Here is a 16705-nt window from a genome sequence, read left to right on the forward strand (position 1 = left end):
TCATGGAAATCGCCGGTTACAACATCCCCGAAGACCTGTACTACGACGAACGCCACTTCTGGGTCCGCGTGGAGGGCGATGAGCTGGTCATCGGCATGGACGATTTCGCGGAAAAGCTGGCCGGGCAGATCGTCTTTGTGCAGCTGCCCTTTGTGGGCAAGGCCGTCACGGCGGGCAAAAAGTTCGCCAAGGTGGAGTCCGGCAAGTGGCTGGGCACGGTTTACAGCCCGGCCGACGGCGAGGTGACCGCCGTCAACGAGGAGCTGGAAGCCAACCCCGGCCTCATTAACAGCGATTGTTACGGCAAGGGCTGGATGTACAGAATCAAGCCCTCAGACATGAGCCAGATCAACTCTCTCATCCACGGCGGCAAGGACGTGCTTGAACCCTGGCTGCTGGAGGATGTGAAGAAGTTTAAGAAGGACTGACCAATGCCCCAGTCTGCATTCGGCATCCGGCAGCGCATGGCTATGGACGCCTGCACCCAGTGCGGCCAGTGCCTGGACGTCTGCCCGGCGGTGGTGGCCACGGGCGATGCGGACCTTTCCGCTCAGGTGCGCATGGCCAATCTCAAAAAGCTCCTGCGGGACCGCAACCCCTTCTGGCGGGCCTTTCTGGACCTTTTGGGGCGGGAACCCCAACTGGCGCCCGAAGCCCTTAAAACCTACGGCACGTCCGTGTTCCGCTGCACCCTGTGCGGCGATTGCGAGGAGGTCTGCCCTGCGGGCCTGCCCCTCAAGGATCTCTGGCTCTCCCTGCGCGAAGAGCTGGCCCGCACGGGCGACGCGCCGCAGAAAATCCGCATGATCCGCGAAAACCTCTCAGGCAGTCACAACGTCTTTGACGAAGACAACGACGAGCGCGGCGACTGGGTGGAGGACATGCGCAAGCCGCCGCGCCACGGCTATCAGAAGGACACGGCCGAGGTGGTCTACTTCACGGGCTGCGTGGGGGCCTACTTCCCCCTGGCCCAGAAGATTCCCATGGCTTTTGTGGAGGTTCTGGAAGCCGCCCATGTGGACTTCACCATCATGGCCGGAGACGAATGGTGCTGCGGCTTCCCGCTGCTGGGTTCGGGCCAGAGCGCGGATCTGCCCGCCATCATTGCGCACAACGTGGCTGCCGTGAAGGCGCGGGGGGCGCGCAAGGTGGTCTTTACCTGCCCGTCCTGCTACCAGATCTGGCGGGAGCACTATCCCCCCGCCTTTGAGCTGGCCCACGCCTCGGAAGTGGTCATTGAGCTCGCCCTGGACAACCGCCTGCCCCTGGGGCCGTTGCCCATGACCGTCACCTACCACGACCCTTGCGATCTGGGCCGCGGCGGCCGCGTCTTTGACCCGCCGCGCGAGGTCATGGCCCGCATCCCCGGCCTGACCCTGGTGGAAATGGCCCACAACCGCGAGCATTGCCTGTGCTGCGGCGGCGGCGGCAACCTGGAGATGATCGATCCCGATCTCTCCGCCGCCATGTCCAAACGCAAGGTGGAGGAGGCCGTGGCCACGGGCGCGCAGGCCATTGTGACCAACTGCCAGCAGTGCGTGCGGACCATGACCACCTACGCCAAACGCAACAAGGTGAATATTGAGGTTATGGACCTGAGCCAGCTGGTGGCCCGCTCCCTGGAAGCCGGGCGCAAACAGGCGGCGGAAGCGGCGGCCCAGGAAGCGGCCCAGGCAGTTCAGACCCAGGCGGCCCGGCCCGCGGCCCCGGCCCAGGGCTGAGAGCCGGGGAAGGCTGCCTCCGCCGGCCAGGGGGGCCCGGCCCCCCTGGACCCCCGCTTGCCCGGCTTCCGGGGGAGAGCGCCTGGGCTGCGTTTCGGTCCGTCGCGCAGCGGCCAGGGAAGTCCATGAACCTGCGCCGGGCAACGCCCGCAGCGTTTCCTGGGCAGGATAAACGTGTCAGGGGGAGAGGGCGCGGGGAGCCCCTTTTTCAAAAGAGTGCCTCCCCCGCACCACCCCTTTTGCGCCCCAAGGAGTATTGCCCATGACAGCGCGCTGGCGACTGCTGGATTTGCCGCCCATGACGGCGGCGGAGAACATGGCTCTGGACGAGGTGCTGCTGGAGATCCGCGGGCAAGGCCGCTCCACGGACACGCTCCGCTTTCTGCAGTTCCGTCCGGCGGCGGCCCTGGTGGGTTTTCACCAGTCCGTGCAGGAGGAAATCCGCCTGGACTACTGCCGGGCGCAGGGCATTGAGGTCAACCGCCGCATTACGGGCGGGGGCGGGCTGCTTTTTGACGAGAGCCAGATCGGCTGGGAGGTCATCTGCGCCAAGGAATTTTTCGGGGTGCGCATCCCCAACGCGGCCCTGTTCCGGCGCATGTGCGAACCCACGGTGACGGCCCTGCGCGCCATGGGGCTGGACGCGGCCTTCCGCCCCCGCAACGACATTGAGGTGACGGGCCGCAAAATTACGGGCACGGGCGGCACGGAAAGCGACAGCGCCTTCATGTTTCAGGGCACGCTGCTGGTGGATTTTGACGTGGAAACCATGCTCAGATGCCTGCGCGTGCCCGTGGAAAAGCTCAAGGCCAAGGAGATCGACTCCATCAAGAAGCGGGTTACCTGCCTGGCCTGGGAGCTGGGGCGCGCGCCCCAGACCGCCGAGGTCAAGGCGCGCCTGGTCGAGGCCTTTGCCCGGCACTTCGACATTGCGTTTGCGCCGGGCGGGCTCACGGCCGAGGAGGAAGACCTGCTGGCCGAGCGTCTGCCCTATTTCCGCTCTCAGGAGTGGATCGACATGGTGCGGCCTACCTACGAGAAGACCGAGGCCGTGCAGGGCGCGCGCAAAAGTCCCTACGGCCTGGTGCGGGTGACCCTGCAGGTCAACCTGCCGCGCGGGCGGCTCAATAACGTGTATATTACCGGCGACTTCCTGTCCTTTCCCGGCCGGGCGCTGTTTGACCTGGAGGCGGCCCTGCGCGGGCGGCCTCTGGATGCGGCGCAGCTCTGCGGCGTGGTGCGCGACTTTTTCGCCCAGGGCCGCATCACCATTCCGGATATGGGCGCGGAGGACATCTGCATCCCCCTGCGCATGGCCCTGGAAAAGGCCGCCATCGCCCGCCACGGCATCCCCCTGGCGGACTGCAACCGCATCTACACCACCAACGGCAGCTTTGATCAGGTGCTGGCCGCCGGGCCGCGCGCCCTGCTTTTGCCTTACTGCGCCAAGCTCAAGGACTGCGACTGCCGCACCTCCAAGGAGTGCTGGGCCTGCGGCCGCTGCAGCGTGGGCGACGCCTGGACCCTGGGGCAGGAACGGGAGCTTGAGACCGTCTGCGTGGTCAATTACGAGGACCTGATGGTGGAGCTGGGCCGGCTCAAGGGCGCGGGCGCGCCGGCCTTTATCGGCTGCTGCTGCCGGCCGTTCTTTGTCAAGCACGCCGAGGATTTTGAACGCATGGGCCTGCCGGGCATCCTGGTGGATATAGAAAATACCACCTGCTACGAGCTGGACCAGAGCGAAGCCGCCCACAGGGGCGAATTCCGGGATCAGACCGGGCTGCATCTGGGCCTGCTGCGCGCCATTCTGGACGTGGCCGGGCAGGGGAGGGCCGCATGCGCTCCGTAAGCTGCGATATTCTGGTTGTGGGCGCGGGGCCCGCCGGGTCCAGCGCGGCCCGCGCGGCGGCCTGGGAGGGCGCGCATGTGCTGCTGGCGGAGCGGCGGCCCGTGGTGGGGCTGCCCGTGCGCTGCGCCGAGTACATTCCGGCCATGCTGGTGGGGCAGGCCGATGTGGGCCGGGGCTATATTGTGCAGCGCACTACGGGCATGCGCAGCTTTCTGCACGGCCGTTGCATTCAGGATATGGCCGCCCCCGGCTGCCTCATTGACCGGCATCTGTTTGACCAGGCCCTGGCTGACGCCGCAGTGCGGGCGGGCGCGCGGCTGCTCACGGGGCACAGCGTGCTGGGCCGCGAGGCGGACGGGGCCGTGCGGCTGGCCGCGCCCGATGGGGAAACCCTGCAGGTGCGGGCCACGGTCATCATCGGGGCGGACGGCCCCAAGTCCCGCGTGGCCCGCTGGGTGGGGCTGGGCGCAACCCATTGCCTGCCCTCGGTGCAGGTGCGGCTGCCCCTGCGGGAAAAGCTGGAGCATACCCACATCTATTTTGATGAAAGCGTCATTGCGGGCTACGCCTGGCTCTTCCCCAAGGGGAACGTGGCCAATGTGGGGCTGGGCATGCTGCCGCCCCCCGGCAGGCCGGGCCTGCGCCATGTGCTGCGGCGCCTTGTGCGCGGGCTTACGGGCCTGGGCCTGGTGGAGGACCGCGTGCTGGGCAGCACCGGCGGCTGGATACCGGCGGGCGCGCCCCGGCCCTGCGTGGCGGGCGACGTGCTCCTGGCGGGCGACGCCGCCGGGCACACCCATCCCATCACGGGCGCGGGCATTTTTCAGGCCGTTATGGGCGGCCGCATGGCCGGGCGCTGGGCCGCCCAGGCCGTCCGGGAAGGGAATACGGAGCTGCTGCGCGGCTATGGCGAGGAATGGGCCGATTTTTATGGCGAAACCCTGGCCCACGCCCACCAGCGCCGCCGTCAGTGGGAGGCTTACAAGGGGCCGCTGGATGGGGCCATCAACCGTTTCTGGATAGGATTCAGGGAGTATTATGCAGCTTCTTGAGCACCCCGTGCGGGAACAAAAGCCCGCTTCGCGACAAGCCTGCGGGCCGGAAGGGGCCTGCGCCGCCGCGTCGGCGGCCGCCTGCCGTGCAAGCGCCGAACCGCCCGTGCCGGAAGAGCTGACCTGGGACGCGGCCCGGCTGGAGCGGGCTGGGGCCCTTTCTCGCCGCCGCTTCGGCCGGGGCGTGGCTTTTTATCTGCCGGGCATGTTCGTGCGCGATGGCGTATGCGGGCAGTACCCGGCCCTCTCCGTCACCGGGGCGCGTTGCGCCCAGCGCTGCGCCCACTGCGGTGGGCAGCTGCTCAGAAATATGCCGGACGTTTCCACGCCGGAGCTTCTGCTGCAGCGCTGTCGCCGCCTGGCCGCGCAGGGCGTGCGCGGCGTGCTGCTTTCCGGCGGCTGCGACGGGCAGGGGCGGGTGCCCTGGAAGGCGCTTATCCCGACCATCGCCCGGGTGAAGGCGGAAACGGGGCTGTTTGTTTCCGTGCACTGCGGGCTGCTGGAGGCGGCCACGGCTCTGGATTTGAAGCGGGCCGGGGCGGATCAGGCCCTGGTGGACATTATCGGCAGCGCGGCCACCTACGCCCAGGTCTACCATCTGGCCGACGGGCCGGAGCGCCTGCGCCGGACCCTGGAGGCCCTGGACGCCGCCGATCTGCCCGTGGTGCCGCACATTGTGGCGGGCCTGCACTTCGGCCGCCTGCTGGGCGAGGGCAAGGCGCTGGAGCTGCTGGCCCAGCGGCCCCCGGCCCTGCTGGTGGTGGTGGCCTGCATGCGCCTGCCCGGCACGGACATGGCCCAGGCCAGGGCCATAACCGCCGAGGAGGTTTGCGGGGTGCTCATCCGCGCGCGCGAGCTCCTGCCGGAAACGGAAATCAGCCTGGGCTGCGCCCGCCCCCGCAACGCCGATGCCCTGGAGGCCCTGGCCCTGCGCGCCGGGGTGAGCCGCATGGCCCTGCCTTCGGCGGAAACCGTGGACCTGGCCCGTGCGCAGGGCCTTGAGCCGACCTTTTACAAAACCTGCTGCTCCGTCCGCCTGGGCGCGGGCGCGGCCGATTGGTAACAGAGTGAGGAAACCATGAGTTCAGTCCCGGAATTGACCCGTCAAGAGGCCCCCCAGCGCCCAGCGCCGCAGCCCGAAAGCCCGGACGCGCTGCGCATGAGCCTGGCCGCCGCCATGACCCTGGATTTTGCGCCGGGCAGCTTTTACCGCAACGCCTGCCTGGGCTGCATCAACCTGCTGCTTACCTACCGTTCCGGCTGCGCGGCGCGCTGCGCCTACTGCGGCCTTTCCGGCGACAAACAGAAAAAAAAGAGCAACTGCAAAAGTTTCATCCGCGTCACCTGGCCCGCCTTTACGCTGGACGCCATCATTGACGGCATTATCCGTCGTCAGAGCCGCGTCAAACGAATTTGCATCTCCATGCTCACCAACAGCCGCGCTCCGCGCGACACGGAGAACATCTGCCGTCGGCTGCGCGCGGCCGTGGACATTCCCGTTTCCCTGCTTATTTCGCCCACCATTCTTAACCGCGAGAATCTGCGGCGTTTCCGCGACGCGGGCGCGGACAAGATCGGCGTGGCCATTGACCTGGCCACCCCGGAGCTGTTCGACCACTACCGCGGCTCCGGCGTGGGCGGCCCGCACACCTGGGCGCGCTACTGGGAGTGCCTGGGCGAAAGCCTGGAAGTCTTTGGCCGGGATATGGCCGGCTCGCATTTTATGGTAGGCATGGGCGAAACCGAGGCCGACATGTGCCGGGCCATGCAGCGGGTGCGGGATATGGGCGGCAACACGCACTTGTTTTCCTTTTATCCCGAAGGCGGCTCCCCCCTGGCGCAGCGCCTGCCCCCGCCCATAGACCAGTACCGCCGCATCCAGCTGGCCCGCTGGCTCATCGACCACGACAGGGCGGCGGAAAAGAATTTTACCTATAACGAACGCGGAGCCGTGGTTGACTACGGCTTGCCCCGCGCGGAGCTGGAGGCCGTCATCGCCACGGGCGAGCCCTTCCGCACCTGCGGCTGCACCGGCCGCGACGGCGAGGTGGCCTGCAACCGGCCCTATGCCAACGGCAGGCCCGGCCCCGGCATCCGCAACTACCCCTTCAAACCGGAAGCGGCGGACATACGCCATATCCGCCTGCAACTGGGCCTGCCCGCATAAGCGGGCGGGAGCGGACGTCCGCCCTGCGGACGCGCCGTGAAAGGCCGCGCCGGCTTGCCCCTACCGGCGTGGCCCGTTTTTGCCGGGCCCTGCCAGGCAGCGCGCCTTTGGGCATGCGCCTTCCCCCGGAGCAGGCGGAATGCCCCAGCGCGCAGCCTTGAGCCCGGCGGGCGCCGCCGCCGGCCCTGCCCGGAGTCCGCGTTACCGTTCTTCCAGCGCCACGGCGGCCCGCAGGATTTCAGCCAGGACGTCTTCCGCAACGGTCATGTCCGCGGTGCAGAAGTTGTGGAAGAAGTTGGGGTCGCCGTAGTCCTGATTGCTGTATTCCGGCAGGGGAAAGTAGGTGAGGCGCAACAGTTTGATGAACGGGCGGGCGGTATAGTTCACGTATTTTCTGGAGAAAAATTCTATGAGGGTTGCGCCCTCCGGCAGAAACCAGGCGTGGACCATGCCCGCGCCGTGCGGGCCCGCCAGGATGCTTGTGTTGGCGGTGATTTCCAGTTGCCGGGCCAGGGGCAGGGCGGCCAGGTCCACGATTTCAAAAGCGTATTGGCGGCAAAGGGCCTGAACGGCCTCGGCGTTCAGCACCCTTCGCGTACCGGATCTGTGGCTGTAGACGCGCCGCCGGGGGCCGGGGGCGGCTGTCGGTGCGCGCAGGGCTTCCCGGATCCGGAAGAAAACCGGGGCGTGTTCCGTCAGGCCGGCAAAAGTAAATTTTTCCGCCACATAAAGGTTTTTGACGATGCAATCCGGGGTATAGGCCACAATGCGGTCCGCGCTTACGCCCAGCATGGCGAGGGAATCCCGCATAAAAGGCGCAGCGGCGCGCACCAGGTATGCGCCGCGAAAGCCCGCCTGTTCAAAATAGGCCACGCGCGGCAGGCACTCCGTCATCCAGTGAAAAAAGGTGTGGCACCAGTTGTTGGCCAGGAAGGCGCAGTCCTCAAGCACCGCCTGGGGGCGAAAAACGTGTTCCCGCGCCAGGTGGTGCTGCAGGCGGTGTTCCGTATCCGGATAGTTGGAGGACTCGTCCAGGGCTGTATCCAGCAGTCTGCCGGGATGGAGAGAGATAAAGGGAAACGCGCCCCAGATGTAGGCCTTTTTCAGGCAGGCGCAGCGCAGGGCCGGGCCCTCGGCCTGCCCGAAGCGGAGTGCATGGCGCGTGCTGCCGGCCAGGTGCGCGGCGTCGTCAAAAAGTCGCAGCATACGTCTGCCTCGCATTTCTCGGACGGCTGACAGGGTTGGGGCGGGCCGCTCAGTGGGCGGCGAAGGGCTCCAACGGTATCTTTTCTTCTAGGCTGTATTCTCGGCTGGCCGCCATAAAGGCGTCAGCTTTTGGCGCTATCCGGGTGCGCAGCACGCGGCGGCGTTCGTCCTGCAGGGTGCGGTCGCGCCCGGAGCTCATCCCGCCCAATTCCATATAGCTTACGGCCACGGGCAGGCGGGCCAGGTTGTGGCCGGTCAGCACGCGGGCCGCCCAGTCAAAATCCCCGGCGATTCTGTACCGGGGGTCAAACGGTTCCCGCCGCAGCAGGGAGAGGCGTGCAAAGGTGGCGGGGAAGGCAAGCCCCATGTTGGAAAAAAACTGGCGGTAGACGGCGGAGAGGCTGCGGTCGCAGACGGTGCGCGGCTGTCCGTCCTTCCCCTGGAACAGCGCTCCGAAGGCCAGCTCCACGGCGTCAGGCAGGCGGCGCAGATGGCGACAGCACTGGGCCAGGGTGTGGGGGTGGAGCAGGGCGTCGTCCGCGCCAAGGAACAGCGCCCAGTGGCCCGTGGCCCGGCGCACGGCTTTGTTCCAGGCATCATAAACGCCGGTGTCCGGCTCCGAAACCGGGCGCACCCGCGGGTCGTCCCAGGCCCGCAGAAGGTCCAGGGTGCCGTCAGTGGAGCCGCCGTCCTGCACAATCCATTCCCAGTGCGGGTAGGACTGGCGGTGGAGGGAGGCCATGAGCCGGGGCAGAAATTTTTTGCCGTTGTATACGGCTGTGATGACGGAAAATTTCATAGGCAGCCTGGCTCCGGGCGGTTGCGCGCCCCGCGGGGACGACCGCCGCGGGCATTGCGGGGCGCGCCACGGGCGCGCGAAGGCTACGGCGTTACGGCGGCCCCGGCAACGGGGGATACGGCGGGCGCGGCCGGAGTTTCGCCCCATTGCAGGGGCGGGGCGGTATCCGGGGCCAGGGGCGCATCCTGCAGGGCTTCGCGCACCCGGGTCTGAAAATCCTCCAGGCTGAAGCGGGCCGCCCCCACCACCGGCGGCGCGCTGACCACGGCCTCGGTGGCCTTGTGGGCGCGGTCCGGATCCGTCAGCGGCAGCGCGCCGGGCGTCAGCGCCGCCGGGGGCAGGGGCGCGGCAAAGGGCGCGTGCAGGGCCTCCAGAGACTGAGCGAAAAAGCGCGGGCGCACCTCGTATTGGCCGCTGCGTTCCCAAAGCTCCAGCAGCAGCACGCTTCCCGGCGGGATTGTGTCGGGGGGGTAGCCAGGGGCCTTCCAGCTCAGCCCCAGCAGGGCGGCCACCTGGGCGATATTGGTGTCGTGCCCCACAAAGATTGCCAATCTGGCCGCATTGCAGCGCTGGTCCGTATGCTGGCCCGCCAGGGCGAGGGACATGGCGTTGAGCAGGCTTGCGCCGTTGGCCTTGGCCACCTGCGGCGCGCGGTTGATCACGTCGAAAACCCGAACGCGCAGGGGCAGCACCAGGCGCAGCACCCGCGCGTCCACCTGGCCCCAACCGGCCCGGCTTTCGGGCCACTGGCCGTACTCCAGCAGAAAAATTTCGGCCAGGCTGGCGGCCGCGTTCAGCCCGCCCGCCAGTTTGACCCCGCTGCCCCCGGCGGCCACGCTCACGGAATTGGGAATGTCCGCCAGGCCGCAGTGCGGCGGCAGGTTGAAGCGCGCGCAGAATTTGGCCGAAACCGGCGCGCTCATGGCCTCCAGGCTGGCCAGGGCCTCGCCTTGCTCCTGCCGCAGGTGGTCCAGATCGCCCTCCGCCATCTGCAGCACCTCGCCCGCCACCTGGGTCGGGTCATAGCTGTAGAGGCCCGCCTTGACGGGATGGAAAAGGGGATCGGGGTCCGCAGCGGCCACGGCGTAGCCCCGGTTGCAGCCGGGGGCCAGGCCGTCCAGCAGGGCGCGCGCCGTGGCCCGGGTGCGCTGGTCCACATCGGCGCGCACAAAGATGCGTCCCGGCGGCGGGCAGACGTCTTCGGGCAGGATGCCCAGGCGCAACAGCTCGCCGCGCAGGTCTTCCCACATGGCGGTGACGAGCTGCGCCCCGCGGGGGGTAAGCCAGCCCGTGGGCACGGGCCACTGGGGCCAGGTGCGGGTGCTCCAGAGGGCCAGGGTTTTGGCGTCCTGGGTGGGGGCGCGCACGCCGTGGCGCGAGAGGGCGACTATTTTGAGCAGCCGGGCCGTTTCGGAGCCCTGGGCCGGGGCTGCGGCGGGCGCGGCGGCCAGGGACGCGCTGCAGCAGAGCGCCGCACAGACAAGGCCCGCAAGGAGCAGATGAAGGGGGATGCGCATGGGCTCTCCTTGACGAAAAAACGGGACCGACCAACGGCCGCCGTGGCTTTAGCATACCCGCAAAGACGGCCGCGGGCAATGCCGGGAGGCGGCGGCGCGAAGCATTGCTTTTGCGCGCGTTCGGGGCTAAAAGAATTTTTTTGCTTCGTTCCGGACCGGTACGGCGCGGTGGCCCACGGCGGAAAGAGGTTCCTCATTTTGTCAGCGCAGGTGCAGCAGCCATGCCCGTCGCCATTCCGCGCTTCGGCGTCGAAGAGTGTCCGTTGCTTCCCCCAGTGCGGGCGGAAGATCTGGAAGGCCTGGTCATCCGCCCGGCCACGGTGCGCGACGTGCACGGCATGTCCGCCCTTATCAACCAATACGCCGCGGCCAACGTTATGCTGGCGCGCGGGCCGCAGTACCTTTATCAGCACATTCAGGACTATATGGTGGCGGTAACGGCCGCCGCCGACGGCGCAACGCCGGTGGTGGTGGCCTGCGGGGCGCTGCATGTGCTGTGGGAGGATCTGGCTGAGATCCGCTCTCTGGCGGTGCACGCCGCGTGCCAGGGGCACGGTCTGGGCCGCCGCATGGTGGCGGCGCTGGTGGCGCACAGCCGGGCCCTGGGCCTGCCGCGGGTTTTTGCCTTTACCCTGGCGGCGGATTTTTTCGCCCGCTGCGGCTTCAGCGAATACCAGCGCGACAAACTGCCGCCTGTGGTCTGGGTGGAATGCAGCAAGTGCCCGAAATTCTACTGCTGTGACGAAACGGCCATGATCCTGGAGCTGTGAAGGGGCGCTCGGCAAACCCCGGCTGAGCGCGGGAACGCGCATACGGAACGCCGCCTGCGGGCGGGATCGAGAGGAGGCGGAAGCCATGAACAGACTGTACCAGAGGGATTTTTTGAAGGAACTGGACTTCACGCCCGAAGACCTCACCTACCTGCTGGATCTGGCGGCCCTGCTCAAGCGGGCCAAGAAAACCCGCACCGAGCAGCCATATCTGGAAGGCAGGAACATCGTGATCCTGTTTGAGAAGGATTCCACCCGCACCCGTTGCTCTTTTGAAGTGGCGGCCTACGACCAGGGCGCGCGGGTGACCTATCTGGGGCCCTCCGGCTCGCAGATGGGCAAAAAGGAATCGCTGGCGGATACGGCGCGCGTGCTGGCCCGGTTTTACGACGGCATTGAGTACCGCGGCTACGGGCAGGCGCGCGTGGAGGCCCTGGCCCTGCACGCCGACGTGCCGGTGTGGAACGGCCTGACCAACGAGTGGCACCCCACCCAGTTTCTGGCCGACATGCTGACCATGCGCGAAAACAGCCCCAAGCCGCTCTGCGAGCAGAAGCTGGCCTATCTGGGCGACGCGCGCTACAATATGGGCAATTCTCTCATGGTGGGCTCGGCCCTGCTGGGGCTGGACTTCCGCTCCGTGGCCCCGCGGGCGCTGTGGACCTCTGACGAAGTTTTTCTCACGGCGCAGAAAATCGCCGAAAAGACCGGCGCGCGCATCACCCGCACGGAAAACGTGGACGAAGGCGTGCGCGGCTGCGACTTCCTCTCTACGGACGTCTGGGTCTCCATGGGCGAGCCCGACGCGGTGTGGGAAGAGCGCATCCGCCTGCTCAAACCCTACCGGGTGGACGCGGCGGTCATGAACAAGACCGGCAACCGCGACTGCAAGTTTCTGCACTGCCTGCCCAGCTTCCACAACCGCGAAACCGCGGTGGGCGAGCAGATCTACCAGCGCTTCGGCCTGAACTGCATGGAAGTGAGCGACGAGGTTTTTGAATCCCCGCGCAACCTGGCCTTTGAAGAGGCGGAAAACCGCCTGCACACCATCAAGGCCGTTATGGTGGCCACCCTGGCCCAGACGCCCATTGAGGTGGAGTAGGGGGGATCAGAGGGGGAGGCGGGTATGACGCGGCGTCATCCTGCTTCCCCTGAGACGACAGCGCAAGCAGCCTCACCTAGGGCAGATTAACTACGGCACGCTCGTTTCGGCGCTTAACAGCGCAAATAAATTGCGCTTACGCCTCCACAGCGGGCGTCTGCTCACGCAGCCGCCAGGGCATTTCAACTTTGAAATGCCCTGGCACCACAGCTATCTCAGTATTTTCATGGCGATGGCGCTGACCAGCTGCGCAGCCGCTCTCTGAACATCCTCCACCGATACCAAGCCCAAGCCCTGCCGTGCCGGGCGCCATCAATGGGCAATCTTACTAGCGGAAACAAGATATTGGCAAGCACAAACCAGAAGGGGAATCTGTGCTTTTGCAGGAGGTACATGCGCCCTGCGGCGTATGCCGTTACTTTGGGGGACGCCGGTATGCTTTCCTTGGGCGAAGGATGAAATACCCGGACAGAGGCGCAACGGTGCACTTCTGTTCGGGTGCTGACCTGCAGCAAAAAATCGGTGTCTTCACCGCTTCCGTACGGCAACCCCGTGCCGGGACCGAGTATCGGGTCAAAGCGGAGGCCTGCAATCGCCTCGTTACGATAAAACTGCACGCAGGTTCCGGCCAACCGGAAAAGGCCGCGCCGGCTGATTTCCCCTTCCGGCAGGTTTGGGCGGGGTGTCTCCGGCGATGGGGTCCAAACGCCAAGCAGTGCGCCACAGCGGGGGGCCGCGTGGAATGCGGCAACAACTGATTCCAGCGTATCAGGCGCATACCAGCAATCATCATCAGGGAAAGCTATAATGTCGCCTTCGGCATGAGCCAGCAATGCGTTTCGGGCCAGAGAAACGCCTTTTGAAGGCAACATGATGCGGACAATAGGCAGGAGAGCATGGCGCGCCAATACAGGGTCCAGATATCCAGGCGCGTTTTGATCCGCGATTGCGATGTGAAAATTTTTATATGTCTGTTTTTCAAGGGAAGTGAGCAGGTTGTCTAACTCTGTTCTTCGCGCGACTGTGGCAATAAGTAAAGAAAGGCGAGGAAGGGGCGCGATACAGGGGATCTGCATGATATTTTTCGCTTCTTTGATGCTCCAAAGTCGGGGTTTGCCTTCCAGTATCCGCGGGATATCGGCCATGAGATTGGCAGGTTGCGTGCCAAAAAGTTTTTTGATTACAAGATAGAGCTTGCTGCGTGATAAGCGGAGGAATGGTTTCCAGGGGATGGAGGCGGGGAAATGTTTTTGTGCGATCTGGAGCAGCTCGCGTTCACTTATGGACATGGATTCCAGACATCCACTGACGCCGCCGGCCAGCATGGAGGTAACGACCGTATCCCCCATGGCAAAATTATCTTTTTTGAGGGCACGGCAAAAGAAATCATAGTCGCCAGCCACCCTATAGCTCTGGTCAAAGTCGTGTGCACAAAAAACGCTGCTCCGGTGAAAAACGCCAGGATGGGGGAAGGGCATTTCTTGCGGCAAACTTTTTATCGGACTGCGCGAAGGGCTGAGAATTGTTAGAACACGGCCTGCGTTCGTGATAAGTTTTACAGGGGTTATGTAGAAGTCTACTGTTTGCGGCAGTTTTTTTATGATTTTTATGCAACGTTCAAGATTTTTCCAACACACTATGTCCCCTGCGCCGATAAAGATCGCCCATTCCCCGCATCGTCTGGCCAGAGCTTTGTTCCAGGCATCATAAATGCCGCCGTCCGGGGCGCTGGCAAACTTGATGGGTAAGGTGTGGAATTTTTTTATGATGGCATCAGTGTTGTCTGTAGAGGTAGCGTCTTGGATAAGAATTTCATAGCTGAAGGAAGTTTTTTTTGCCATGCTGGCAAGTGTGGTACACAGCATTCCCGCAGCATTGCGGGTAGCAATGACAATAGAAAGTGTTGTGCTGGCGTTTATTGCGTTCATGGAAAAATTAACCCTGATGTGAAAAACAGGGTCCAGCTACATGTGTGATTGCCAGAAATCACTATTATATTTTTTATACGCATGGCACCCGAATGGGAGTTTTTTTTCTGTCCAAGTATAGAGAAGGTTCGGACGCCGTTCAAATGAAAAAAAAGCGGCCTGCTGGGGCGGCGGGACACGGCTTTTCCCGGCAAGGGAAAATGCCTTGGAAAAAATAAAATCTTCATGGTCATACATAAAGCGGCAATAGATTTTTGATGAAAGTCTGCATACCCCCATTTCCATACGGTGCAAAAATTGCTTTATCTGAGCTCTGAATGGCGTTTTTGCCGGGAGCTGAATTTTCATAAAAGCATAGTTCCAGTGCGCAGGCTTTAGCGTGCCCTCCAATAATGCGATAAAATCAGGGATGCGGCGTAGAGAAAACCCCCCATTGCCAGCGAAGGGAAACAGCTCTCCACGGTCATTAAAAAAAGGGGCGCCAATATAGCTGTAGCCTTTGGCGCACCATCTTTCCAAGGCATCGTAAAAAACCCAGGCATCAAGTTGGTATAACAAAATATATTCATATGCTTCAAAGCGTCGGTAAAACTCGCTGCAGAGCATAAGCCTATTGTAGGTATTAACGCTTGTAAAGTATTTATTTTTAAATTGTGCCAAGTTTAGGTGCGCGCCCAGTTTTTGGGCCTCTGCGAGGTAAATGTCAGGGGCCATGCTCTGAGGGCACACTAAAAACAGGGGATGCCGGTTTAATACCGTCAGGCATTGCCGCAAAGACTGCAATTCGTCTTGCGTTGGCGTCTCTGTGTAGGCAATAATGGCGACGGCAGACTGAAATATAGGCATTTTTGTAGTAAATATAACTGGATAGCTGTGAATTCTTTTATGCTTCATTAATGTTTTTCGTGAAAAATTTTCTTTTTCAGACTACGCAGCGAGTTGTAGCACAGCATGACAGCTTGGTTTTTTAGGCTTTTGGAGAGGAGATCAACTTGGTGTTCCAATTCATTGATCTTCGCGCGTAAGGCCAGATTTTCTTTTTTTAATGTGGCGTTGTCCGCTGCGCTCCAGAAGGAAGATTGGGTTTTGATGCAGTTTGTGTAAAAGCGGGATTCATCATCGGCCGTCAATTCATACCAGGGCAAGTGCCGGGCCACGTATGGCGGCGCAAGTCGAATGCCCTTGAACCATCTGGGCTCATCAGGTTTAATGCCGGGTCTGTATAGCGCAAAAGTTGTGTCAATCGGCGCGAAAAAACCCGATCCGTCAGGCAGCGGGCTTTGCCAGTAGCGTCCTTCCATTTCCAATACCGGCTCTCGTAACGGATATTCAAAGGGAATATCATCGAGACGCAGGCTAAACCCACACTTGGTGATAGGAGGATATGCCATCAATTGGTTATAGAAACATAAGATGGCGTCTTCAGGGCACGCTTCATCTGGTAAAACGTCTGGATCTGTTACTACAAAGTATTGGTGATCCAAAATATCTGAGAAAAGTCCACACTGCCATACGGCCAAATGCCCTTTGTTTTCAGGCAAGCGCACTACGCGATATGGGAGAGAATCTAAGTACTCCAGCAGCGGGGGATAGGTCGAGGCATTATCAACGATGATAATATTGGTCAGGCCGTTTTCTTCCAGCCAGTTAATAAGACGATGCAAGCATACCAGCCGGTTAAAGGAAATGATGAAGATGGGGACTTGTTTCGGTGAGAAAAGAGGCAGCGGCTCCGCATGGCGTCGTTGCCACACGGGTAGCGAAGATTTATTTCTGATTCGCCGCAGGGCATTGTGTATCCATGGAGCGGAGTGCGGTAAAAAGGTGTACAGCGCGCTCAGAATGCGGGTCAGCCGATAGTCTCGGCGACGTTTCGGCGTCCAGGCATTTCCGTAGTGACGGTCAGCGGCGTCTATTGTTTCCTTAACGCCGAAGGCGGCGTAAGCCTGCTGTGATGAAAGCCCTCCCGTAGTCATGTTTGTCACTAAAAAGGGCAGCCTAAGGCTTTGACTATCCTCACGCCATGTCTGACACAAAAATTCATAATCGCCAGCAATGCGCAGGCTGGCATCAAATCTGTGCAATGTAAGAAGACTGCTACGCACAAATAGTCCTGGAAAAGGAACGGGCATGGCTGCGGCACGCAGACTGCGAACAGCGCCTATAGTCCTGCTAGGTATGTAGCGGAGAGGGATGTCTGCCGCAGTAGTGACGGCGACGCCGCCGGATGCAAACAGTAGGCCGTCTGCATTTTCGGTCGGTTGCGCGTCTAGTGCCGCAACAACATTTTCCAAAACATCTGCAGCAGCCAGTCTGTCGTCCGCCCCCAAAAAGAGCACCCACGCGCCGCGTATCCTGCCCAGGGCCTTATTCCAGGCGTCATAGATGCCGGTATCCGGCTCACTAGCCAAGGAAAGGGCGGGCAACTTGTCCCTATAGGATTCTGCTACCGCCACGGTATCGTCCGTAGACGCGCCGTCCTGGATGATCAGCTCAAAATCCCGGCAAGTTTGCTCGGACAAAGAGTCCAGCAGGCGCGGCAAGGTTGCGGCGGCGTTATAGGTAGCGGTGATGATGGTGAAGAAGGGCATAGT

Annotated in this window: 14 protein-coding genes; 8 read left to right on the forward strand and 6 right to left on the reverse strand. The window is 63.0% G+C overall.

The window, feature by feature from the left end:
- The first annotated feature begins 2 nt into the window (after positions 1 to 2).
- The 6 genes from gcvH to BLS55_RS02270 all read left to right on the forward strand — a co-directional run bounded on the left by gcvH (position 3) and on the right by BLS55_RS02270 (position 6789).
- The gene (gene gcvH, locus BLS55_RS02245) at positions 3 to 428 is read left to right on the forward strand and encodes a glycine cleavage system protein GcvH (protein WP_092152736.1); all 426 of its coding nucleotides are present in this window, start codon (positions 3 to 5) and stop codon (positions 426 to 428) included.
- A 3-nt stretch (positions 429 to 431) separates the two neighbouring features.
- Entirely contained in the window at positions 432 to 1721 is a 1290-nt protein-coding gene (locus BLS55_RS02250) for a (Fe-S)-binding protein (protein WP_092152737.1), read from the forward strand.
- Positions 1722 to 1983: 262 nt separating this feature from the next.
- Entirely contained in the window at positions 1984 to 3570 is a 1587-nt protein-coding gene (locus BLS55_RS02255; protein ID WP_092152738.1) for a lipoyl protein ligase domain-containing protein, read from the forward strand.
- The gene (locus BLS55_RS02260; protein ID WP_092152739.1) at positions 3558 to 4622 is read left to right on the forward strand and encodes a geranylgeranyl reductase family protein; all 1065 of its coding nucleotides are present in this window, start codon (positions 3558 to 3560) and stop codon (positions 4620 to 4622) included. Before BLS55_RS02255 ends, BLS55_RS02260 begins: the two co-directional genes overlap by 13 nt.
- Positions 4609 to 5685 carry a radical SAM protein gene (locus BLS55_RS02265; protein WP_092152740.1) on the forward strand — a complete coding sequence of 359 codons (1077 nt, stop codon included), beginning with the start codon at positions 4609 to 4611 and terminating at the stop codon, positions 5683 to 5685. Before BLS55_RS02260 ends, BLS55_RS02265 begins: the two co-directional genes overlap by 14 nt.
- 15 nt (positions 5686 to 5700) lie before the next feature.
- Positions 5701 to 6789 (forward strand): radical SAM protein, encoded by a 1089-nt coding sequence (locus BLS55_RS02270; protein WP_092152741.1) that lies wholly within the window; start codon positions 5701 to 5703, stop codon positions 6787 to 6789.
- A 201-nt stretch (positions 6790 to 6990) separates the two neighbouring features.
- Here the strand turns inward: BLS55_RS02270 and BLS55_RS02275 are convergent, their stop codons facing one another.
- The 3 genes from BLS55_RS02275 to BLS55_RS02285 form a co-directional block, all read right to left on the reverse strand.
- Positions 6991 to 7995, reverse strand: coding sequence for a glycosyltransferase family 61 protein (locus BLS55_RS02275; RefSeq protein ID WP_180365365.1), 1005 nt, complete (start codon positions 7993 to 7995; stop codon positions 6991 to 6993).
- Between the two features lie 49 nt (positions 7996 to 8044).
- The gene (locus tag BLS55_RS02280) at positions 8045 to 8794 is read right to left on the reverse strand and encodes a glycosyltransferase family 2 protein (RefSeq protein ID WP_180365366.1); all 750 of its coding nucleotides are present in this window, start codon (positions 8792 to 8794) and stop codon (positions 8045 to 8047) included.
- 83 nt (positions 8795 to 8877) lie between these two features.
- A complete protein-coding gene (locus BLS55_RS02285; RefSeq protein WP_092152744.1) occupies positions 8878 to 10311 on the reverse strand; it encodes a histidine-type phosphatase in 1434 nt (477 codons plus the stop codon).
- A 221-nt stretch (positions 10312 to 10532) separates the two neighbouring features.
- Between BLS55_RS02285 and BLS55_RS02290 the strand changes: the two genes are divergently transcribed.
- Complete coding sequence (locus tag BLS55_RS02290; protein ID WP_092152745.1) at positions 10533 to 11081, forward strand: N-acetyltransferase; 549 nt, start codon at positions 10533 to 10535, stop codon at positions 11079 to 11081.
- Positions 11082 to 11166: 85 nt separating this feature from the next.
- Entirely contained in the window at positions 11167 to 12183 is a 1017-nt protein-coding gene (gene argF, locus BLS55_RS02295) for an ornithine carbamoyltransferase (protein WP_092152746.1), read from the forward strand.
- Between the two features lie 224 nt (positions 12184 to 12407).
- Here argF and BLS55_RS02300 read toward each other — a convergent pair whose 3' ends face one another.
- The 3 genes from BLS55_RS02300 to BLS55_RS02310 are packed head-to-tail and all read right to left on the reverse strand — an operon-like array spanning position 12408 to position 16702.
- On the reverse strand, positions 12408 to 14111 hold the full coding sequence (locus tag BLS55_RS02300) for a glycosyltransferase family 2 protein (protein WP_092152747.1): 1704 nt from the start codon (positions 14109 to 14111) through the stop codon (positions 12408 to 12410).
- 36 nt (positions 14112 to 14147) lie between these two features.
- Entirely contained in the window at positions 14148 to 15005 is an 858-nt protein-coding gene (locus tag BLS55_RS02305) for a DUF5672 family protein (RefSeq protein WP_257243103.1), read from the reverse strand.
- Positions 15005 to 16702: a glycosyltransferase gene (locus BLS55_RS02310; protein WP_092152748.1), complete on the reverse strand. Its 1698-nt coding sequence runs from the start codon at positions 16700 to 16702 to the stop codon at positions 15005 to 15007. Before BLS55_RS02310 ends, BLS55_RS02305 begins: the two co-directional genes overlap by 1 nt.
- Between the last annotated feature and the right edge of the window lie 3 nt (positions 16703 to 16705).

Source organism: Desulfovibrio legallii, assembly GCF_900102485.1.
GTDB classification, from domain to species: Bacteria; Desulfobacterota; Desulfovibrionia; order Desulfovibrionales; family Desulfovibrionaceae; genus Desulfovibrio; species Desulfovibrio legallii_A.